The sequence below is a fragment of the Nostoc sp. T09 genome (assembly GCF_002154695.1).
Taxonomy (GTDB): Bacteria; Cyanobacteriota; Cyanobacteriia; order Cyanobacteriales; family Nostocaceae; genus Aulosira.
On record NZ_MTAV01000268.1, the window covers coordinates 8,750 to 32,063 of the forward strand.

Sequence of the window (23,314 nt, forward strand, 5' to 3'; positions counted from 1 at the left end):
TGCTTAAAGCAAGTGGTGAGTCCAGTCCTGTTCGGCGCAGCCGTTCCCGCAGCGTAGGCGGGTTTCCCAAAGCTACTGCTGACAATCTAATTTGCTGAATTAGAAGAATTAAGCTGATTTCGCACTTTTTCAAAGCTAAAAGCTGCTGCGCCAAAAGTTACTAGCAGCACTCCCAAAATTTGCACAAACTCTAAGTTTTCTTGAATCAGCAAACCAGCAAAAATCACAGTTAAGAATGGGACACTTGCACCAATAATTGCCGAACGTGGTGCACCCAGTTTGCGAATCCCAACATTATTGAACACGTAACCCAACAGAGTTAGGACACCCAAAATAAAAGCACTTAGAATAATTTCCAATAACTTAGAAGGTTCTAGTACTAAGCCTAAATCGCTAGGTAAAGGTACCATCAAACCGATAAAGCTCAACAGCAACATGGTAGCGAAGTTAATCAAAGTAAAAGACACCGGATGCAGCTTGCTAGCACATATGCGTGTAAGGACGACGTAGACAGCAAAAGCCACTCCTGACAAAATAGCTGTGCTACTTCCTAGGGGAACATTACCGAGAGAAATACTACTAGCACCACCCAAAATCATTAACTCACCGCAGAAAACCCCACCAATGGCTGCTGTGCGGAAGACGCTAGGGCGATCGCGGAATAAAAACCAAGACAATAGTCCGCTAATGACTGGATAGATAAAGAAAAGTGCGATCGCCATCCCAGTTGTGACTTGGCTAATAGCAATGTAGATCAGCACTTGCGATAAAAACAAAAAGCATCCGCTAGCGATCGACAACTGCAAAATCTTTCGTGTCTTGGTATTACTAGGAGTAGAACCGCCGCGTACTGAGCTAAATAGTGTTTGTAAGTCTTCCCAGACTCGTGGATGCATCATTGGAGCTAAAAGCAACATCAGTGGTACAACCACCAGCAATCGCAGCATCAAAATTAATAGCGTATTGCCTAAAGTTGGCACAAGCAAACGCTCTACTTCAACTACTCCTAAAATCTCAGAACCTTGATGGAAAATCACCTTAATAGCTACGTTGTAAAGCGATGACACCACCGCTGACAACACAATCAGCAAGAAACCTATCTGAATAGACGATAAGCTTGATGAGCTAGGTAAACCTAGTGATGGCGGAGCTACTGCGTGTTTGCGTGATGGTAAAGCTGGTTCCGGTGTAGTTTCTCTCTCAGATAAATCTCCCGAAAGGATAGAAATTGGCTCATCAGGATTGTTCCTGGCTGGTGGGGTTGTGGCTTCTGGTAATGGAATAGGCTCTATTGCAGTTTCACTCTCTGAAAAGTCTTGGGAAATGACAGAACTCGGCTCAGGGTCATTTCTCCTGAATGGTGGATATGTTACTTCCGTTAATGGAAAAGTAGGCTCCGGTGTAGTTTCGTTCTCCGACAAATCTTGAGAAATGACAGAACTTGGTTCGGTGACATTTTCACTTTCTGACAGAAGTGTTGCTTTTGGATTTTCCGGCTGTAAGCTAGTTTGGCTTTGTGAAAATGTAAGTGGCTCGTTAGCTTGGCTGCTTCTCTGTTCTGACTGCGGGGAATCCCAAGAAATGTTCTGTTGCTCTTGCGGTGGTTGCAAAACAGTGCGTGGCGATACTTTTACTCCTGGCTGTTCAGGAAATTGCAAAACAGTAGGTGGTGATACTTGTGCAGCTTTTAGTGGAGTTTCTGCAATTGTTTTTTCCAGACCTTGCAAACGATTAATTAACTCCGCTACGATCGCTTCCCCTTGCTGTTGTTGATTGTGCATCCGAGACAACTGTTGGGAAAGATTGCTTTGATAGTTCTTCAGCTCTTGTTGCAGTGAGTTAAAGGTGATGGTGAGAGTATCATCTAAAGAGCCAAGCAGCTGCTCTACATTCTCATTGTTCTCCCCTTTTGACCCCAATGTTGTTTTTTCGTAGGCGTTGCTCTCTATCGCTTGGTTAGCTAAAGTCGTCAGCGAGGATTGTAGTTGCGAAGATATGTGCTTTGCCAAAGCTTCTGCTAACTGACGGATTAGCACCTGCTGCTCGGTGATTTGCCGCACCTGTTGTAACTGTTCTTTTTCATCAAGCAGTTTCTGAATATCATCACTTAAACGATTTTTTTCCGTCTGAAGCCGCTTTACTTCTTCCTGCAACGACCTCAGTACGTGCTGCTGAAGATTTTCTAAATCCTCAACAACCGCCCAGAGGGCATTTTCTGCTGCCCTGGATAAATCGCCTCTAACTCGCGGGTTGTCTGGTTGCTTCTCAAATCGCCCCATTAGCTTTTAACCTCTAACACCTTGACGATAAAGCTGCTTCCCGTATAACTGCTTGGCGTTCATACTAATTTCCTAGAGTTCGTCAGATAAACCAAAAATTTTAACAGGACTTACGCATATCAACGTAATTCTGTCATGCTGAACACAGAGTTGGCAAAGCATCTAATTTAGCTTATTACTTAGTAAACTGGGTTTCGTTCAGGATCATAGGCAAACATTCTGTCAGTCTTCTTTCAATCATCTATGTTTTTAGCAGGATTTTTTCGGGAGAAAAAATCTTACTCCAAATCCATACGTATTCTTTTTGTACAGATAGTAAATGTTAAAGACTTGTGAATGAATACTTTGCTACCAGCAGGTTGTCTCAATTCTTAAACTTATCTACTAATTACTATTGAATGTAACTTAAGCGACAGTTTATATCTGTAATCGGGATTAAATTATTGGTTTGCGCAAATTAAGAATACTGCTAACCTCTGGAAAATATTCTAGTGAATTAGCAGCCATTGTGCAAAAGAACATTTTGGCTTTAGCCTTCTTAAATTCGCATATAGAAGTTGCGGATGCAGATCAAGGGAAAAGCTAGAAAAATATAAATAATTAATCAAGATTCAGGCGTAATCTTTACAGAAAAAAAATCTTGGCAATGCTAAAGATAGCAGCACTAAGGATTGCACTGATGGGGACTGTAATTAGCCATGCAGCCGCGATCCCCTTAAGAGTTTGGAATTGAATTGACTTAATATTTTGTACTAGTCCAATGCCAACCACACCACCAACAAGAGCATGGGAGGTGGATACAGGTAAACCTAGACGGGAGGCAAGTAAGATAGTTGTGGCAGTTGCGAGTTCGGCACAGAATCCACTACTAGGTTGCAAGGAAATAATATTTTCGCCAATGGTGGCAATCACTTTTTTACCCCAGATGGCTAAACCACCCACAATACCGACACCGCCAAGCATTAAAATCCATATGGGAATAGTAATGCCATCTATGGGTACGCTACCAGTTCGATTAATGTACACGATCGCAGCTAAAGGAGCGATCGCATTCCCCACATCATTAGAACCATGAGCAAAGGCTACAAAGCAAGCACTCAGCAGTTGAAAGCGACCAAATAAACGCTCAGTCGGATTTTGAATTTTGGGTTGCACCTTTGGTGCGCTTTCAGCGCAACTTGGATGTTGAATTTTACTGTTATCTAATTGTTGCCAGCTATAGAAAGTCAGCCCAACTGCTGCTACTGCACCTGTGAATAGGGGAATATCGTAAGTAGGTAGATTTAACCCAAATTGGTCAATTAAAAAATTTGTCAGGGGTTGAGTCAGCGATGGGAGGACAATCACACCAAATATCCCCAGAAGCAACGCACTCAACCAGGGAAGCCATTCGTTTAACTGCACCAATTGATTGGGTTGGTCTAAAATCCAGCGTTTGATTTGACTATAAAATAAAGCGGCGATCGCACCACTAATTAAGGGCGTTAAAATCCAGCCAATGGTGATCAAGCCAATGGATGACCAATCAATTGCACCAACTCCCAAAGCTACCCAACTAAATCCGGCGATCGCACCCACAACTGCATGAGAAGAAGATACAGGCAAACCCCGCGATGTGGCAATTTGGAGCCAAACTCCAGATGCTAGTAACACCGTTACCATCCCCATCACTAATATTTGGGGTGTAGCAGCAAATAAGGCGGGGTTGGCAACTTTCGTCGCTAGAGTTTCCGTTACCTCATGCCCAAACAATACCGCACCTGCAAACTCTAACACCCCAGCAATGATTAACGCCTGTTTCAGAGTCACAGCTTTGGAACCAACAGAGGTTCCCATTGCGTTAGCAACATCGTTAGCACCGAGATTCCAAGCGACGTAGAAAGCTAGCAGAGCGACGATTGCGAGAGTGATGAGCATTTTGGGGAAATGGGGGACAAGGAAGACAACGGAGAAAAAGCAGGGGAGCAGGGGGAAGAAATGTTTGACTGTTGACAAATGACTAATGACTAATGACTAATGACCAGTTATTTAGGGATAAATTAAGATTTTGTAGGTTTCTGGTGTAGGAGCGATCGCTTGATCCACAGCTTTTGATAAATCTTGTAAGGGATAGCGATCGCTAATTAATGCTTCTACATCAATACGGCGATTAAATACAATATCGGCTGAGAGATTTTGCAGACGGTAGGATGAACTATAACTGCCCATCAAGTCAATTTCTCGGCGGTAAAGGAGATTCGGGTTGATGGGAATTGATACTTCGTCGGGGAACTCCGCGAAAAAGAGAATTTTGCCACCTTTACGAGTACAGTCCAAAGCTTGAAAGAAAGCTTTATCGCTGGGGACAGCTAGTAAGGTAACATCAACACCCAACCCATCAGTAATAGCATGGATTTTTGCAGGTAAATCAGGATCGCGGGCGTCAAAAGCGGCTTCTGCACCCACATTTAAAGCTTTTTCAATTCTAGAGGGTAGTAAATCGGTGGCGATCGCTCTGGCTCCGAAATACTTCACCAACATGATGAACATTAAGCCAATGGGCCCCGCACCAGTTACCAACACGGTTTGTCCGGGTGCAATTTGAGCTTTTTTTACTGCCTTTAAGCAGCAGTTAGTCGGTTCTACAAAACTTGCTTCTTCAAAACTTATCTCATCGGGAATGGGAATTAAACCGCCATTTTGCACAATATGACCGGGTACTTTGACATATTCGGCAAAACCGCCGCCACTGGCGTTAAATCCGGCTGTGGTGGAGATGTTTTTATAGACATCACACATAGAATAATTTTCATTGAGGCAGTAGGCGCAACGCATACAGGGTATGTGGTGCATTACCGCCACTCTTTGTCCCACTTGCCAACCTTTGACCTCAGAACCCACAGATGCGATCGTACCAGCGGTTTCATGCCCAAAAATGCGCGGCGGTTCGTAAAGGGGATAACGAATTTTTTTAATATCTGATTGACACAACCCCACTACTCGTACCTGTACCAGCACTTCATCCGGTTCCAGAGTTGGTACTGGGATCTCTTCGTAGGAAAGTTGATTGACGCCTCTAAATACCTGTGCTTTCACGTTGATTTTTCACCTCTCAACGTTATTAGATGTAACATCTACTGGTCAATGTTGTGCTATAAAACTTGAGATTTACTCTGTTCTGGTTTGTAAATCATGACGAATTTTCGCAGCAAATTTTAGTACCCTATTATTTTGGTCTAACTTGTTAACCAATTCAGCAACAGTCAAGGGTGGGTTTTTGAGATCCCCTGATTGCTGGCGAAGGACTTGAATAATTTTGTCTGGGTATTGTTCATACAGGTAAACCAGAAAATCATCTGGATGCAAAGCCTGAATGCCATAAGGAGCTAACGCCTCTTTGGGAAAGTGTTTGAGGTTAGAAGTGACAATGACATTAGCTTGAGCAATTATGGCAGCAGCGACAACATGGTGGTCTCCTGGGTGATTAGTCATCATTTCCGTCAAGGGTGAAGGTACTTCTACCATTGCTTCTGGAAAATGTGTTTTCACCATTGTCTGAAAGCGTGCTGCTTTAGCAGTTGTCATCCTTCCCTTGGCGATAAGATTGCGAGTAGTACCATCCAAAATTTCTTGGGAAAAATGAACTTGGTATAACTCAGCCTCCGCTGCACGCAATAAAGTATCACAAAGAGGCATGGGATAAATCACGCACGAGTCCAAAATTACAGACAAAGAAGCCATAATTACTGATTTAATTCACTAGCCTCTTCATCGTAAAATCCTTCTTCTTCAAGAAACTGAGTTAGTTCTTTTAGTCCTTGCTTACGCTTTTCATCTCGCTGCTGTTTATACTTCGTTAAATCATCAAAGTTAACCCGGCGATGGGAACCAACTTGAATGTAAGGAATTTCCCCCTGTTTTAATAGCTTAATTAAATAAGGGCGTGACACGTTAAGAAAATCAGCAGCTTGCTGTGTTGTCAGTTCTCGTTCTTGGGTGACTATAGATAGTTCCTGACCTAATGCAATTGCATGGACAACTTGCTGCCAAAGTTGATAAATGCATTTAGGAATGGCAATTTGTTCGCCATTAGCTCCTAATAGTTTTACTTGTGAGCCTTGTTCTTTAAGTATGCGCTCCAATTCCTTGATAGATTGAGCTTCTTGTTCAGAAGGCATTACAGACTCTAGAGGCACGTTATGCCGAAATAACATAATCTTCTCCCGCTTATGTTATGGGGCTTGTTGTTGTCAGAGGTATTGACGACGTTAATGGTATTGATAATCTTATAATACACACTACATAAACGAAATATCCGAAATAAAAAATTATCTTGTCTAATGTCCGCCCAACTGGTAAAAATATCAGGACTTACGCAACTGGCACATATATCTTTCGTTGTGAGGGTTAAGAACCTCTGCGAAAAAATATGAAACTTGCGTAATTCCTAAATATGTCCTAATTCCAGTCAGGGTTAATAGATGCTGAATCAGACATATCAAGCTGATGTCTTAGTTGTAGGTGGCGGAGTTGGTGGTACGGCGGCGGCGATTCAAGCGGCGCGACGCGGCGCGAAAACTATTCTGGTGAGTGAATTTCCTTGGTTGGGGGGAATGTTAACCTCGGCTGGGGTATCTGTCCCTGATGGTAATGAATTAGAAGCTTTTCACACGGGGTTATGGGGTGAGTTTTTACGAGAATTGCAGCACCGTCAGCCAGGAGGTTTAGATCATAGCTGGGTAAGCTTTTTTAGTTTCGATCCGCGTATTGGAGCAGAGATTTTTGCGGATTGGGTAAAAGAGTTACCAAATCTGCATTGGATTGATGGAGAAATTCCATTAGAAGTTTCTCGACAGGGAAGTTGTGTAACTGGCGTTCGGTTTAGTGATTTTATTGTCAAAGCCAAGATTATTCTTGACGCTACAGAATTAGGCGATTTATTGGCTTTAGCTGAGATACCTTATCGTTGGGGCTGGGAATGGCGATCGCAATGGGGAGAACCTAGCGCACCAGAAAGCGCCAATCATCTCACAGAAAAATATCCCGTACAAGCGCCCACTGGGGTGGTGCTGATGCAAGATTTTGGCACAGATGTGGCTCCAGAAATCCCCTCTGCTCCTAACTACGATCCATCTCTGTTTGCAGGTGCTTGGGATGGCTATGGCGCAGAGCAATTTTTGAATTACGGGCGCTTACCTGGGGGTCTATTGATGATGAATTGGCCTATCTGTGGTAATGACTACGGCAAAGATTTAGGGCGGCTGTTAGAGCCAAAAGCAAGCAGAGATGAGTTTATTCAAGAATCTCGCTGGCATAGCCAAAATTTCGCTCATTTTATTCAGAAACAGTTTGGGCGGCGCTACGGTCTGTCTACACAGGTTTTTCCTCATTCTGCCACAGCTTTTGCACTACATCCCTACTACCGGGAAAGTCGCCGCTTAGTGGGAATTACAACTGTGAGAGAACAGGATATTTTACCTGTGACAGGGGGTCAGGTTACATCATTAAATATAGATGCAATTGCGATCGGTAATTATGCCAACGATCACCATTACCCTGGCTTCAGCTTGCCACTCCAACCTAAATCTATTCGCTGGGGAGGACGCTGGACTGGCACTCCTTTCACAATTCCCTACAGTTGCCTAATTCCCGCAACAACAGACGGTTTTTTGGTTTGTGAAAAGAATATTTCTGTTTCTCATATTGCCAATGGGGCAACCAGATTACAACCTGTAGTGATGGGCATTGGTCAAGCCGCCGGAATGGCAGCGGCTATGTGCGTTGAGTTGAATTGTCAACCGAGAGATTTACCAATCAAGGCACTGCAAACAGCTTTACTTAAGGAAGATCGCTCATCGGCGACACTTGTACCATTATTTAATTTACTACCCTACGATTCTCAGTGGTTACATTGGCAAACATATTACTTAAATAATCCAGAAGCCTATCCTTGCAACGGCAATTGCCCAACTTCATCATCGTCTCAGTATTATCACCAGTTGGCAAATCAAGTATTAATACGGGGAAACTCCTATTTTAAAGGCACTTTTAATCGCCAAGCTCAGCAGGATTACAGATTCACAATAATTTCACCAACAGTTCATAAACAAAATACTTGGCAGCTTGTGACCTTGCGATCGGGTATTGATTTACAACTACAAGCTTGTAACCATCAGCAATTGCTCACAGTTTGGGGTCGCTTGAACCCTGCTGGTAATTGGTTACTAGCAGAACATATCGATGTTTAAGGTATTTATTTTTATTCTGTAAAAAACAATACTTTTTAGGGAATTGTCCGGATGCAGTAATAAAAACTAAGTAGCAGTGAATTAGTGAGTTCTAAAATAAACATCTGCTATGCGTGCTGTAGTTTCACTTTTAGCCTCAAGTCTGGTAATGGCTACTTTAGTTTTTGACTATCAAGCAATAGTCAATCGCGTATCTCATCTGTTGCTGGCCTCCTCGGCTTCAGAACAGTTACTCTCCGCCAGACCTAAACCAAAGCCCAATCAACCCGAAAAACCTACACCGCATCGCGGTAGTGGGCGCAGAGAGTTGATGGAATATTACGGAAATGTTCGTTCTGCTGTTTAACAACTTTAGCAGCATTGTGCATGTTTCAGGGGAGTTAAATTTACAGACTTATGGAGTGTTTTGCTTGACATCCTTTACACAAACTTTTTAGTAAAGCGAGCGTAATCAACACACTTAGTACATCAGCATTTGCTCAGTATTCCATCCGTAAGTTGTGTATTCATAGTCAAATCCCACCCTGATGTTCCGAATGTAAAAAAACCTGAGTGCCTGTATTGATCGCATCACCGTTTCTGAAAAAGCTACGTTTACTGCTTCTAACTCCTTTTATTTCAAGTATCTCATTGAGGTTATCGGTTCAGATTAAGGGCTTCTAACTCTAGATCAAGTCCAAATTATTTACCAAGCCCATCTACATTCAGAAACCGTAACCCAGTTGATAGAGAAATTCACTTTAAATTAATACACCTAGACCAAGTGGCGAGTACTCCGCACTTTGCAACCTGCAATCTCAGATGTTATTTCTGAATGCATGGTAGAAAGCTAGTGCTGTTTCAACACGAGTATTTTGCAATCGGCAGGATTAGAACCAGACTTAGTGGAGAATTTCCTTTGTCTGTCGATCCGCATCTGGCAAAAAAGCTTTGTTGAACTTGTGCAATGCTTGCATCATAAGCGAGTAAAAGTAGCAAATATAATCAAAATGCAACTTGCTCCCCTCTTGCCAATTCTCTATCGTCTTCTCCAACCAAGTTTCCCTAACTGTCTTTGGAGTGGCGATCGCAATTCAAGAACGATCGCACTCACGTTTGATGATGGTCCCCATCCCCAATACACTCCAGAAGTATTGGCAGTTTTGGACCGTTATCAAATTAAAGCTAGTTTTTTTTGGTTGGGTGCTTGTGTAAATCGCTCACCAGAGGTAGCTAAGTCGGTATGCGATCGCGGACACTGGATTGGATTGCATGGTTATGACCATCGTTCTTTTCCTTTGCTTTCCCCGATACAACTTCGAGAAAGTTTAGAAAAAACCCAAGCTGCGATTTATAGTGCTTGTCATCTCCTACCCGAACAAGTAAGGGATGTCCGACCACCTAACGGATTCTTTACACCCCAAACTTTAAAACTATTTCGCCAGTGGAATTATCGTCCAGTGATGTGGAGTGTCGTGCCTGTCGATTGGTCGCGGCCAGGAGCCAACACCGTAGTGCAACGCGTTCTCAAGCAGGTACAAAACGGTTCAATTATTGTTTTACATGATGGTGCTTATGGCGGTCAAGATGTTGCTGCAACAATAGAAATCTTAATTCCACAATTGCTACAAAAAGGTTATCAATTTGTGAGCGTTGATACTCTCTGGCAGCAAGCTAAAATTTATCATTAGCTGTCATATCAACATTAACTCAATTAACTTTTAATTACAAAAACCTCACATCTTCATTACAAAGTGAAAGAGTGAGGTAGAGCAAATTGCCGCACATCATAACTAACTCAGCTTGAAGTTTCTTGCTACAGCAAATTTAGCTGAATATATATTTCAGCTAGTTTTAGCATGTCGCGTTGAAGCTACTTCCGCGTCAGTACTGGTAGTAGTGACAGATTCCTCAGTTCCTAAAAGATGATGTATTTCACTTAACGAACTTGGTTGTGCTCCTAGAGCTTCTGGTGACTCACTCATATACTCAATTAGGTCTTCCACTTGACAATTAAGAGCTTTACAAAACCTAATGATTCTTTCAATATGGTCTGTCCCAGTTCTGCCGCTTTCCCAGTTCTGGATAGTGCTTTCAGTCACGCCAACAAGACGTGACAACTCAAGCTGGGTTAGCCCTGCCTTTTCTCGAAGCAAAGCGATCCTTGGTTTTGGCTTTTGTTTCACAGCTATAGCACTTTTGTTTGAATATTTATAGTCGTAGATCCTAGCACCAAAAAAAAGCAGCGCTTAAAAAACACCAGAAAAAATTTTGATCTGCTCCTTTAGCGAGGTAGTTGATAACTGCTTTTTGATACCTTTGTTCATAATTATCCAGGATAGTTTTCGTAAAATATGTATACACGTTTGCACTTAGAAATGTGAATTTATTTGGCAATTGTGTTTCAGAATACATCTTCTTCTCTAGTTAAGGTGGGCAATGCCCACCCTATTGTTAACTGATATTACAGACCATTACCAATCAAAATAAAGGGTGCCCAATAAAAGGGATGACTAAATTGATTTTCAGAAGCAGCACTTAACATACTATTACCTTTATTTTGCTTGCTAGCTATTGGTGGTGTTTTAGCGTAGCCCAAATAATTACCTGAAATTAAAGCAATTTGAGCTTTTTGTAAGGCTTCAGCTTTTGTCAGATTCCCCGATCGCAATACTTTATAAAATACATTCATTAAAGCCTGTGTTCCCCCATCAGATACAGACCACAATGAAGCAATAGATGCCTTAGCTCCTGTTAGTTGAATCTGGTATCCTAAACCAAGAATTTCTTGCCCATTACCTAATGTATCTCCCAAGCCTGTTTGGCAAGCACTCAAAACTACTAAATCTACATTCGGTAAAGACCAATTTTCTATATCTCTTAGAGTTACACGTTCACCATCACCAAACAGAATAAAGGACTCTTCGGGATTACCTTTTACTAGCAGTCCATGAGTTGCTAAATGAACAATTTTGAAATCATTCATTTGGGGGATTGTAGCTGAAGGGCTAAAAATATTATCTAAGAGTATCTTAGTTCCTGGAATTGTCTTGGCTAAGTTTTCTACTTCCTGTTTAGCGAACTGCAAACCACTAAAAACTTCTGAGCGATTGGCAAGTTTGATTGTATAGTCGCCTTTTGTAAAAGCAGCCGCTAAAACTTTAATATCTTTTTCTGGTTTGTTGTCGAATTTTGTAAGGCTAGCAGATGTAATGTTATTAACGATAAACCTTTGTACCAGCCACTCTTTACCATCATATAAACCTGCTAAAGGAACATATCTTAATTGTCCATCTGGAGCATAAATAATCGATTTAGCATCAGCTTGTTTTAGTTCATTTTCTATAGGTTTAATTAGCCAGTTATACAATTTAAGTGCTGGCTCTTTAATATTTTTATGAGGGACTTGAATTCTTTGCCGATACTCAAGAATTGTCTTATTTAATTCTTCTTTTGTAACTGGTACTGTGCGATGTATGGGTGGTGCATCTGCTGTGACGATAACTAACTCTAATCTATCTTCTAAAACCAAAGGATAAAGTAGTACTGCTTTTTGATTTAACTGTCGTAAATTATCCCGCAGAGAATTTAGTTGGCGTAAACTGAGATTTTCTTGTCCTGAAGTTGCAGATAATTGCTGAACCAACGCTACTACAGAAGGACTTTTGATAAATTTATTAAACTCGCTAGTAACTTCCTGTTCAAGTTTTACCAGTTCTGCAATCCGCTTTTCTTGAGTAGATGTGCGTTCCTTGGAATTAATTTTCCGCAGACTTGTGAGTTCTTTGCCTAAAACAATTACTTTATCTTGAATTACACTATATTTTTGCGATATTTCTTGTTCTTGCGGTTTGAGAGGTAAGCTTTGTTGTGGCTGAGAATCGTTATTAGCTATTCCTCTTTGAGTATTAACTACTTTTGTTGGACTATTGGCAACTTTTTGAATAGTGCCACGACTATTACCAATAAAATCTTGAACTTCCTGTATTTTTAATAAATCTAGAACTTGTTGAGCTTCGGCTGAACGATTTTGCTTGAGTAATAAATCAGCTAAACGGCGATATCTTTCAGAAACAGTTTCGGTGTAGGATTTTTGAATATCGGTAGGAACAACGCGCAAACTCTTGCGGATAGTTTCGGTAAGATTGACTGATTGTTTGTAAAATGCGATCGCTAGTTGTGGTTGATTTTGTTGCGATAGCACATCTCCTAAATATTTGAGTGTTGCGGTTTCACTAACTTTATCGCTAACTTCGCGATGTATTGCTAAAGCTTGCTGATACAATCCCAAAGCTTTTTCAGACTGATTTTGTTTTTGGTAAATCTGTCCGAGATTACTTAGGGTTACACCTTCACCAGTGCGATCGCCTACTGCTTTATAATTAACCAAAGCTTGCTGGTTAGACTCTATTGCTTGGTTATACTTGCTTTTATTAGCGTAAACACGCCCAATATTATTAAGAGTAAAAGCAATACCTTCTTGATATTTATTTTCTTGGTAGATACCTAAAGCCTGTTGATATAACTTTAGCGCTTGTTCAGACTTACCTTGACTAAAGTAAATTTGTCCAATGTTATTAAGGTTTAGTGCTTCGCCTTGAAACTGAAAAGAATCTTTACCAAAAGCATCGCCAACATTGGCACGGCTGGTAACTTGTTGCAAAGCCTGGGGATTTTGTCCTAGAGCATCGTAGAGTAACTGTATATCTTTTTTATTTGTTTCTTTATATTCCCCAGCACGGAATTTTTTGTAAATAGTTGAAGATTTTTCAGCAAATTCTAAAGATTTTTGATATTGCCCTAAGCTAAAATAAGCACCTGCAATGTTATTCAAAATTGCTGCTTCTGTACCATAAAAGCAAGTTAATTTTTGTTTATAGCAGTTGTCTTGGATAGGGCTTAAAGCTTGCTGATAGGAATCTAGCGCCTGAGTGTAGTTTCCCAAATTGATGTAAACGACTCCAATATTATTTAGAGTCTCAGCACTGCCAATGCGATCGCTATCTGCTTTCTGAATTACTAAACTTTGCTGATAAAACTCTAATGCCTTTTGATATTGACCGATCCTAAAATACAATGCCCCGGTATCAGCAAGCAAACCTCTTTGACTGGAAGAATAGCTAGAATCTTTGGGGTTAGCTGCTTGCAGTTCTTTAAGAATAGTTAAGCTTGATTGATAGGCTTCAAGTGCTTTGGGATATTGACCTGAATTTGTGTAAACTTCTCCTATGTAGGACAGAGGTATCCACTCATTTTGGCGATCGCGTATTTGTTTGCGAATAGCTAAAGACTGTTGTAAAAAGTCCAGCGCCTTAGCATATTCTCCCTTACGCAAATGAACATAGCCAATATTGGTAAGACTGTTAGCTTCTCCAGCTTTAGCATTGTATTTTTTGAAAATAGCCAACGCCTGCTGAAACATTTCTAACCCTGCTTGCAAATCACCCAAACCAACTAAATCTTTATATACCAGATCTGCACCGTTACTATTCAGAGTAACTGCCTCTGTAATTTTTTCTTCGGCTGTTGGCGTTGGTGCTTGGGCAAGAATTTGTGTTGAAGTATGAAAGGGTAAGGATGGAGAAGCTAATGTCAGCAAGAGTGTAGCAGTAATTAGACGTAGTTGCATAAGTAAAATTTTTATCTTCAATACTTAAGATAACTCTAGTAGCTCTGCGCGGAATTAAAAATTTAAAAACTTTTATTGAGCGAGCGTAAAACCCCAAGCTTAAGTAGGGGTTTAGCAATGCTAAATCCAAAAAGCGCGGGTTTATTTACTCATCATCAAAGTAATGATTAATCAAAGCCTGAAACAACTTATTTTGGTAAACTCATACCATGATTAATTTGTACAGTGCGTCAGTCTTCATGAGTTAACGTTTCTCACTCAAGCAACTGAAAGCCATACTGGGAACCTTGAGAAGCAATCCCAGCTTTACCAACCCGAACGAGACGGTATTCTCTATTAATAGGCTCGCCCATTGCTGAAAACTTAAGTCTACCCCCTGAAGTGACATTTGGTGATAGATCGACAGACCGCAGATTTCTCAGTACTGTTTCCCTTGTGGCATCCTTGGATAATGCCTTAATAAAAGCTTGCGCCGCATCATAACCAGCAGCAGTACGCCAGTTGATTTGTCCTTTCCATCTCTGTCTTGCTTCTTTTGCGTAGGAGGAGGTTCCATCATCAAACCAGGGTACAGCTAAAGTTAAGCCTTCAATAGCAGATCCACCCTGTTTTAATGTATTAGGACTATATAGCGCCGTATTACCTAACAGCTGCAACCTTTGCTCCTGCGGTAGTTGGGAATTTGCCCTAGCAATAGAAATAGCGACAGAAGTTGTTTGTACACCTGGCAATAAAATAGCGGCTCGTACTTGATCCTGTTTCACACTACGCTCAACTTCAGCCGGAGCATTCAAGTTTCCATCGCTCAAGTCAACAGTTCGGACAATGCTAATCTTCCGTTTGGTTAACTCTTCCTCAAGATCTTGTTTCGCGCTTTTGCTGTAGATACTCTCTTTAGACTTATCAAAGAAAACCACTACTTTGTCTAAACCCAAAGTGTTTTTGGTAAACTCAGCTAGCTTTTTAGCTACTAACTTAGTAGACGGAACCGTCCGAAAGAAAACCCTACCTTTTAATTTTGAACTGGTGCTGGTGGGAGAAACTATAGCCAAGCCAGCTTTGTCGTATTCGGGTAGTGCGCCAAAACTAGCTTCGCTGGAGTTGTGACCAATCACGCCTAAAACTTTTTGGTTAGGATCAGCCAACCGTTGAGCAACTGTTTCGGTGGCTACTTTTTGGTTGTTTCCATCGTTGGCAATGACAATCTCTAGTAACCTACCATTTAAACCCTCAGCGTTGTTGAATTTAGTTTGTGCATCCGCTACACCTCGCAACACTTCTTGAGCATCGGTGGTGTAGTTTTCTATCGGCACTACTACTGCTAGCTTAAAAGGAGAACCCTTTTGACGAGCTTGGGCATTGTTGAGGTAAATTTGGGGTTCTGGATCGTTAGGAGCGCCATCTACGGCTTTTTCAAAGAACTTAATCGCTTCGGGATAATTTTTTTCGTTGAAAGCTTCATTACCTTTCTCAAGGTCAGGGTTAAAGTTATTTGAACTAAAGAGTTTGTTATTGCCGCTACTAAATAAAACTAAACAAGCACTGTTTATCCTATCTTTACCATCTGGGCAGTATATGTCTCTCTTCCACCACAAAAATCCTAACCATAAAGTAGTAATGGCAAAGGCCGTAGCAGCTGCCACAGCAGTTGCCAGCTGCCAGCGATTAGCTTGTGTCTTTACTTTTTCTCTCTCTAATTCTTGGCTAGCACGTAAAAACTGATCGTCTTCCTCTCCTAAGCTTTTGTCCGCTGCCCATTTCAAGGTATCTTGAAGTTGTTGTCCTCGCAACAGATAGGAGTTTTGACGATTGGATTTCAACCAAGCTTTTAAAGGTTCGGCATAAGGGCGCACATTATTCAGTTCTTTCTCAACCCAAGTCTGGTTAAAAACTTCCTCATAAATAGGATTGTAAATTTTTAAAGAATTCTTCTGTTTGACTACCAATCCTGATAATCGCAACTCTATTTGTTCGGGACTATCATCAGAGATAATTTCTCCCTGTTGCAAGAGTTTCTGATATGTGTCCAACAAAGCAACAGTTCTACTTTTACTCTTTAAAATGCGATCGCGAATTGTCTTTAAATGTTGGGGTACATCTTGAGTTTCCCAATTTTCAATTACTGATGAGCGCACCAGATTTTCAATGTCCTGAGGTTCGCTGCCTTGTGAAATGGGTGATGGTGAGGTAGCAATAAGTTTACATAGCTTTTGGGTAAGAAACGGTTGACCACCCGTCCAGGCCAAAACTTCTTTGAATGCAGCGTGAAAGTTTTTGACTGTCCCGGCTAATCCTGGAGCTAAAGGTTTTACGTCTTCTAGGGAAAAGCCATGTAATTCAATCGCTTGACCAATATTAAATGGCGACTTAGTTTTATCTTGAATCAGATCCGATGGTGTCGCTACTCCTAGCATTGCAAACGTGAGTCGTCTGTATTCTGGATGGTCAGCACGTTTGTTATAGCAGGCTCGGATCAACCCAAAAAAATCGTCCTTAAAGTCTAATGTCAGCAGACCATCGATTTCATCAACAAATATGACGATGTGCCCAGAAACTTGCAGCAGTACATCTTCGATAAACTCACTCAATCTTTGTACAGGAGAAAGATGATCACGAGAGTTCCACCAATTTTGTAAGCTGATTGAAAGCTGGAACTCGCTGTATAGCAAATTGACGAAGCTCCCATACCACTCATCTAGTTTGATAGACTCGCTACCAATCAGGGAAATATCTATCTCAGCGCAAGCAACACCTTCTGCTTGTAATCGATGCATCGTTTGCACTCGCAAGCTCGACTTACCCATTTGTCGCGAGTTGAGTACATAACAAAACTCACCAGCCATCAATGCTTGATATAGTTCTTCGTCAGCCCATCTCACCACATAGCTAGGGTGATCAATCGATAGGCTTCCCCCGACTTGATATTTATAGGTTGAGTTTGGTGTTGGTTTCATTGTTGATCTTTCAAGCGTTCCTTTAAAGATGTTTTAAAAGTATCGTTATTAACATCAAAACCTCGAAACCTAACCCCCTCTTACCTATGAAAGAATGGGGGTTTCAAAGGCTCTCAAAAAGCAGAAGAGAGGTTTCCTTGTATACTTGTTGACTTGGCAAACATCCTCTCAAAATACAAACGATACAAATTGCAGCGTGGTTCCACAGCATTACCTTGCTGCTTCACTAGCCCCAGTTCCTTTAACTTCAACGCCAAAGCCGATTCTAATTCCTCAGGAGAATTCGCTGTCACTACTTTTTTGAGTGCTGCATCAAGTTTTGGATACTTTTGCTGATTCCGTTGCAAATTCCACAAGTGTTCTTGTAAAAGGTCACTATAAATGCCTGTTTCCGTAGGAGCCTGTTGCAAAAGTTCTTCCAGGTTCGTATCCCACCGTGTAATATGTTCTAGGGCTTCTTGCACCAGATACGGATGCCCTCCTACCATGTCCATTAGATGCTCAACTTCGGTACTATCCCAATTAAGTCCATGTTGCTTTGCCAAATCTTTCACCTGTTCTGGGCTAAATTCTGTTAACTCTATTTGTGTACCGACATTAAATGGTGAGCGATTTAGATCAAGTAGAGTGTATTCTTGGGTATACACCAGTATCAACCGGAGTCTTTGCCAGATATCGCGAGTTTTAGCTTTTTCATGCCAGGTTCGTAGCAAACTCAAAAATTCTCCAGCAATTTCAGGATGTTGGTAAACCCGATCCACATCATCCAATCCTAAGACTAGGATGGGCTTGTCTTTCAGCAAATAATCCTCAAAATAGTTCATGCATTTGAGTTTGCTGTTACCAAGGTGCTGATTCCAGTGTTCATTAACTTTGTTGTCTGGCTCGATCTTCAGCATCTGAGTAACGCTACTACAAAACCATTGCAAGAATTTATCCAGATTCTCAAAATCTGTTTCTTCCGCTAGCCGCAGTTTTAAATCAACTGCTCTGTAACCCCGTTCTTTTTCTGCATAATTGATCAGTCTGGATAGCAGTTCAGTTTTGCCCATCTTAGGAGCAGCTTTAATCCTAAGTAACGCTCCGGGTTGCAAAATTTCCGCTTGACAGAGAGATTCAATCGGTGGGCGTTCCACATAATAAGAGTCAGCAGCCAAGTTCACTGGCGGCATTGGCGTATTGTCTTTGTGGGAGAATTGCGATCGCTCCAGTACTGCCCGAAAATTCCTTTTACTTACCGATTCTCCCAAGACTTCCGAAAGTAACTTCCAGAACCTGTAACCAGCATCTCCTTTGAGATAATTGGCCTCATACGGAGAGTTTTGTGCCATTTCATCATAAGTCAGACCCTCCCAAGAGCCTCGAAGTATGCTCAATTCGACATCATTCAGGTGTCTGTGTTCATGCTCCTGAATTGCTGCCTCTACAACCTTGCGTGCTTCTTCAAAATTCATGGTTAAACGAGGGATCAAAATCTACTTTCCATTCAAAACCTTAACTCTATCTTAGCTATTTTCCAGACTTTTTAAAGCTAATCAAGTATTTCGTTACTAAAATCCTTGATTAAACAGACTTTTTCATCAAATACATGTTATAGTCATTTTTATCATGTTTAGGCAGGATCTAATATGAGACCAAATCTAGACCGTGAACTTGTAGAAGTCTCGCAATTGAGACCATCTCAAGAGCAAATTATTCTCGCCTCTGCCAATTCAACTACCCCCCTTACACTATCTGGAGAGGGTTTAATCCCTATACTCGTGCAGGGGGGCATTGCAGTAGCTGTGATTATTGCAATGTCATATTTTTGTCAAATTCTTTTAAAATCGATTGCTCAGTTAATCAAAGATCAGAACGAGAAGAAGAAGTGATACCATGCCTAAAAGAGCGATGTCTACGACGGGCTACGCCTACGCAAGTTGGAATTAATTAATAAACTTATTGCAAAAGAGCTTCAATTGTCATGTTGAGCGAAGCGAAACTTCTTGTGAGACTCTACCTTCACAAAGCCGCTTTGCATCTATATTGCGTTTCGCTCAGAATGACATTCGTGATTTTTTGACTTTTGTGAGAATTTTATTATAGGGCATCAATGTTTCACCCTTAATTTTGATTATCATCTCATACCTGTTTCCTTCTTCATCCAAATTGATAAAGTCAAATTGTAGAGACGTTGTATACAACCTCTCTACAATCTAAAACCGAAAATCAGTACTATTAATTATTGAGAAGAAGAGAACTATCGGTTTACTTAGGCGCTGTAAAACCAGCTTTTTCTGCTGTTGCTGTATCTTTAAAGCAGATATCTGGTTTAACTTTTGCATAATCAGGTAACTTAGCAGTGTGGTATATATTGCCTCGCTTTTGAGTAACTTTCCCTTTAATAGGTGCATTGCTTGGACAAGTAGTTTCACCTTGTGGCTTAACCCCTAACTTTTGTGCTGCTGCTGGAATCGCAGCATTAGTTCCACTTTTAGCAGTAGGCTTAACTTGAGAAACAGCAGTTGAGTTTCCAGCATTATTGCTAGCAGATTCTTCGGGTTTTTTACCACAACTAACTAACATTAAAATACTTAATAATGTCAGCCCAATACCAAATTGACGTAATTTAATTTGAGTGTTCATTGAATGTCTACTACAAAGAATAATTAAGGATATATTCATGAAAGCTCTAGACAGCACTATTGTGTAAGTGCTGTCTAACGAAATGGCTTTGAAAAATGCCATTGCAATTGACAATTGATTAGCCTATGTAAGCTAATCACCCATTAATTAAAAAATTGTTCTAGCCAACTGTAACTTGGTCGGTTTGAACATCAGTAGCACCACTAACTCCCCTAGCAGTCTCGACCATTTGATCTAAAATATCTTGAGAAGGTACTGATCCTTTTAAAACTACTGTACCTCCTGTCTGAGCAACATAAAGGCTATCAATATCATCGAAACTACCATCTTCATCAAAAGCAAGGGCAACTCTTTTTGCTAAACCACTTTGGTCATATTCTCCATTCAGTCCTACTCGCTCAGGAGCAATGGTTTCGCCTTCTGAAGAATCCTCAGCAACTAAACTTGGCTCAGGGTTCACTTGGGCATCGTCTGGTTTTTCCATGCCAAAAAGTCTTTGTAACCAGCCCATAATTGTATTTTCTCCAATGCAAAATCTCGAATTTACGCAACTAGTTTAACTTGCTTTGATTTGAATTGATTGTAGCCAATATCATACAGGCAAATATTGAAAAAATAATATGGACTCTCAAGTAAGTAAGTTGTAAGAATTGCAGAATATTAACTCGTAACCAATAGAACATCAAGTAAATGATTGTTACTATTTGTTAAATACTTTAGCAAAGTTATTGATAGTGCCTGCAAGAGCTTTATAAGTAATTTTTTATTTTTTTACATTCGTGTCATAGTAAATATCTATAGCCAGACAAAAATAACTAAATAAAACTTATTAGAAAAAACAAAGATGACTTATGCAAAATAATAAAAAACGAACCACATAGACAAGAAGTGGCTTCGCGCAGGGTAGGAAACAAAGGACACATTGGCCGTTGGGTGAAGCCTTTCCCGCAGGGTAGGTGTTCCCGTACCCCTATGGGGAAGCAAGCTACGCGCAGCCTCTCTGATAGGAGAAGGGTAGGAATAAGGCTTTCAGAGAGTTATTGCATAAATCCCAACAAATTAAGATTTAGAGCTTCGAGTTCTAATGGAAAGTCTATATAAAAATTCATTCCCATACCATTTGGGAATGAAATAGGCAAAGTATGAGTGAGCTATCCTGAACCGATTATTTAGTTAATAATCGTCGTTAAGGTATTAAAGAAACCAGGGTAGGAAATCGCAGCTGCTTCCGCACGGTGAATCGTAGTGATCCCGGTAGCAACCAGCGACGCGATCGCTAAACTCATAGCAATGCGATGATCTGTATAACTATCTACATCAGCCCCAACTAAGGGAGTACCGCCTGTAATTTCCATCCCATCGGGTAGTTCGCTGACCTTTGCTCCCATTTTATTGAGTTGCTGGGACATGACAGTAATGCGATCGCTTTCTTTGACTCTTAACTCTGCTGCATCCCGAATAATTGTCGTTCCTTGGGCAAATACTGCTGCTACTGCCAAAATCGGAATTTCATCAATCATTCTCGGTATGATATCACCGGCGATCGTACAGCTTTTTAAACTACTGGAACGCACCCTGATATCGGCTACTGGTTCACCCGCGACTTCTCGCTGATTTTCCAGTTCGATATCAGCTCCCATCAATGCTAAAGCTTCTAATATCCCAGTGCGGGTGGGATTAACGCCCACATTTTCTACTACTAATTCAGAACCAGGAACAATTGCGCCAGCTACTAACCAAAAAGCTGCTGAACTAATATCGCCTGGGACTATTACCTTTTGCCCAGACAATTGAGATGGCCCAGTAATTGTCACACTGTTGCTTTCTGAGTCAACACTGAGTTCTGCACCAAACGCCCGTAACATCCTTTCACTATGGTCACGGGAAAGGGCGGGTTCGGTAACGGTGGTTTGTCCCTCAGTTGTCAGACCAGCAAGTAAAATGCAAGATTTCACTTGCGCAGAGGCGATGGGGGAATAATAGTGAATTGGTTTGAGGGCTTGTCCTTGAATTCCTAGGGGTGCTAGAGAATTACCTTTGCGTCCCCAAATTTGCGCCCCCATTTGCAGCAAAGGTTGAACTACACGGGACATGGGACGCGATCGCAAGGAACTATCGCCTGTGACTGTAAAAAAGCGCCCTGGATGTGATGCCAACAGTCCTAACATCAAACGCAGTGTAGTGCCAGAATTCCCAGCATTCAATACATCTACTGGCTCTTGTAAATTCCCTAACCCAATACCTTTAACTCGTACTAAATCTGTGTTGAGTTCAGAAATTTCCGCGCCCATTGCTTGAAAACAACTAGCAGTACTGCGGGGGTCTTCTCCTAAGAGAAGCCCTTGAATCTCAGTTTCACCTTGGGCTATAGCACCCAACATCAGAGCACGATGAGAGATAGACTTATCACCTGGAACCCGGATACGACCTTGCAAGGATAGCCCAAAAGGAGGTCGTTGGATAATTAAATTATGTGAAAGGTCTTTTTGCGTTTCTACGGTTATAACAGCAGCCGACATTAGGATACACTGGCTTTTGAATACACCGGAAGTACATAAGCGATTGCGTGTGCCGCGGCTGTGGACTTCCTCCCTAGTATCCTATCGCCTTTTGCTCTATAAAACTTAATCAAATCTACCAAATTTGATACTTTTACTTATTGAAGGAGTCAGTTTTCTCTTAGCAATCTTAGTAAATTTGATGTTCAATTGTTAACACTATACATTTCTAAAAGTTACGAAAATCCTTCCTCTTGTGTTTCACCAAATACTCCAGCTATATTAATTTCGTAATCTAAAGATTATTTACAATATATTCCCTAAATTTACTTTGAAATTAGCTTTCCGGATAAAAATCGCAGTTTTTGCTTTTTAAATTCGTACCCTAAGTATTTTCAATTTTATTTATCTGGCTTACCAAATAAGCAGATTCAGTTAATATCTAAGCATGTTTCACAATTTAGTTTCTGACCCTGACCTGCTAGAGACCCTGGTGTTGATTTGTTTTTGTTCAATAGCTTTTAGCCCTTATCGCTCCCATGCTGACCCATCACCGCAAGCCCGTGTGCTTATCACTTATTTCCACTGACCTGCCAGTCTGGTCGGTTGTGGAAACTGCCGGGACATTGTATCAAAAAGATACTGACCGTTTTCATTTACTGTTGACTGCACCGCCTTTAATAAGTTGCGAAATAGTGAGTTCCCTCAATCCAGAGGACACGCCTCCTCAAAAAAGGAGCAATGCTTATGCACCCAGCAGTCCGAGGATTTTATGGCTGGAGATTTCCCCTTACCGGGTAATCATGACTATGCAAGGTAACGCTCAAGTGAGTTATCGTCACTTCTGGGAACAGGGTGTTTATGGTGTAAGCCGTTACTGGTTGCCAACTGAGTCATTGCAACCTAACGAGCCTATCCGTCTACGTAATTTCACGACCGCTATGGTCCTCAGTGGGCAAACTTTGCCAGAGCATCTGCGCATAGAGTACGAATTGTGGGCAGAAAAAGTCCAATTGGGACGCTACATCCTCAATTTGGAAATCAAACACTAATCGCAAATTTATATTCACCCTCACTAGTTCAGAAACTATAGCGAGGGTGAATTTTTCTTCTCGCATCTGGC

At 41.2% G+C, this 23,314-nt stretch carries 16 protein-coding genes; 4 read left to right on the top strand and 12 right to left on the bottom strand.

Features of this window, described 5'->3' with window-relative positions; all coding sequences use genetic code 11:
* Positions 1 to 86: 86 nt before the first annotated feature.
* The 5 genes from BV372_RS34685 to BV372_RS34705 all read right to left on the bottom strand — a co-directional run bounded on the left by BV372_RS34685 (position 87) and on the right by BV372_RS34705 (position 6,472).
* Entirely contained in the window at positions 87 to 2,279 is a 2,193-nt protein-coding gene (locus BV372_RS34685; protein ID WP_086692138.1) for an EamA family transporter, read from the bottom strand.
* A gap of 624 nt (positions 2,280 to 2,903) precedes the next feature.
* Entirely contained in the window at positions 2,904 to 4,196 is a 1,293-nt protein-coding gene (locus tag BV372_RS34690; protein WP_086692140.1) for an inorganic phosphate transporter, read from the bottom strand.
* Between the two features lie 111 nt (positions 4,197 to 4,307).
* On the bottom strand, positions 4,308 to 5,354 hold the full coding sequence (locus BV372_RS34695) for a zinc-dependent dehydrogenase (protein ID WP_086692143.1): 1,047 nt from the start codon (positions 5,352 to 5,354) through the stop codon (positions 4,308 to 4,310).
* A 72-nt stretch (positions 5,355 to 5,426) separates the two neighbouring features.
* Positions 5,427 to 5,954, bottom strand: a complete 528-nt coding sequence (locus BV372_RS34700; RefSeq protein WP_373270824.1) for a PIN domain-containing protein — start codon at positions 5,952 to 5,954, stop codon at positions 5,427 to 5,429.
* Between the two features lie 47 nt (positions 5,955 to 6,001).
* The gene (locus tag BV372_RS34705; RefSeq protein WP_256973644.1) at positions 6,002 to 6,472 is read right to left on the bottom strand and encodes a helix-turn-helix domain-containing protein; all 471 of its coding nucleotides are present in this window, start codon (positions 6,470 to 6,472) and stop codon (positions 6,002 to 6,004) included.
* A gap of 267 nt (positions 6,473 to 6,739) precedes the next feature.
* Between BV372_RS34705 and BV372_RS34710 the strand changes: the two genes are divergently transcribed.
* From BV372_RS34710 to BV372_RS34720, 3 genes are all read left to right on the top strand, one after another.
* On the top strand, positions 6,740 to 8,506 hold the full coding sequence (locus BV372_RS34710) for an FAD-dependent oxidoreductase (RefSeq protein WP_086692148.1): 1,767 nt from the start codon (positions 6,740 to 6,742) through the stop codon (positions 8,504 to 8,506).
* A 109-nt stretch (positions 8,507 to 8,615) separates the two neighbouring features.
* On the top strand, positions 8,616 to 8,852 hold the full coding sequence (gene patX, locus BV372_RS34715) for a heterocyst-inhibiting protein PatX (protein ID WP_086692151.1): 237 nt from the start codon (positions 8,616 to 8,618) through the stop codon (positions 8,850 to 8,852).
* 643 nt (positions 8,853 to 9,495) lie between these two features.
* Positions 9,496 to 10,176, top strand: a complete 681-nt coding sequence (locus BV372_RS34720) for a polysaccharide deacetylase family protein (RefSeq protein ID WP_086692231.1) — start codon at positions 9,496 to 9,498, stop codon at positions 10,174 to 10,176.
* Positions 10,177 to 10,329: 153 nt separating this feature from the next.
* Here BV372_RS34720 and BV372_RS34725 read toward each other — a convergent pair whose 3' ends face one another.
* The 7 genes from BV372_RS34725 to aroA all read right to left on the bottom strand — a co-directional run bounded on the left by BV372_RS34725 (position 10,330) and on the right by aroA (position 22,212).
* The gene (locus BV372_RS34725; RefSeq protein ID WP_086692154.1) at positions 10,330 to 10,671 is read right to left on the bottom strand and encodes a helix-turn-helix transcriptional regulator; all 342 of its coding nucleotides are present in this window, start codon (positions 10,669 to 10,671) and stop codon (positions 10,330 to 10,332) included.
* A 278-nt stretch (positions 10,672 to 10,949) separates the two neighbouring features.
* Positions 10,950 to 14,114 carry a tetratricopeptide repeat protein gene (locus BV372_RS34735; RefSeq protein ID WP_086692160.1) on the bottom strand — a complete coding sequence of 1,055 codons (3,165 nt, stop codon included), beginning with the start codon at positions 14,112 to 14,114 and terminating at the stop codon, positions 10,950 to 10,952.
* 254 nt (positions 14,115 to 14,368) lie between these two features.
* Positions 14,369 to 17,068 (bottom strand): AAA-like domain-containing protein, encoded by a 2,700-nt coding sequence (locus tag BV372_RS34740; RefSeq protein WP_086692163.1) that lies wholly within the window; start codon positions 17,066 to 17,068, stop codon positions 14,369 to 14,371.
* A gap of 113 nt (positions 17,069 to 17,181) precedes the next feature.
* On the bottom strand, positions 17,182 to 18,540 hold the full coding sequence (locus tag BV372_RS34745; protein WP_256973645.1) for an AAA-like domain-containing protein: 1,359 nt from the start codon (positions 18,538 to 18,540) through the stop codon (positions 17,182 to 17,184).
* A gap of 775 nt (positions 18,541 to 19,315) precedes the next feature.
* Positions 19,316 to 19,693: a hypothetical protein gene (locus BV372_RS34755; RefSeq protein WP_086692169.1), complete on the bottom strand. Its 378-nt coding sequence runs from the start codon at positions 19,691 to 19,693 to the stop codon at positions 19,316 to 19,318.
* Positions 19,694 to 19,853: 160 nt separating this feature from the next.
* Positions 19,854 to 20,204, bottom strand: a complete 351-nt coding sequence (locus BV372_RS34760; RefSeq protein WP_086692172.1) for a BON domain-containing protein — start codon at positions 20,202 to 20,204, stop codon at positions 19,854 to 19,856.
* Positions 20,205 to 20,862: 658 nt separating this feature from the next.
* Positions 20,863 to 22,212 (bottom strand): 3-phosphoshikimate 1-carboxyvinyltransferase, encoded by a 1,350-nt coding sequence (gene aroA, locus BV372_RS34765; RefSeq protein ID WP_086692177.1) that lies wholly within the window; start codon positions 22,210 to 22,212, stop codon positions 20,863 to 20,865.
* A 518-nt stretch (positions 22,213 to 22,730) separates the two neighbouring features.
* Between aroA and BV372_RS34770 the strand changes: the two genes are divergently transcribed.
* Entirely contained in the window at positions 22,731 to 23,243 is a 513-nt protein-coding gene (locus tag BV372_RS34770; RefSeq protein ID WP_086692180.1) for a hypothetical protein, read from the top strand.
* Positions 23,244 to 23,314: the final 71 nt, after the last annotated feature.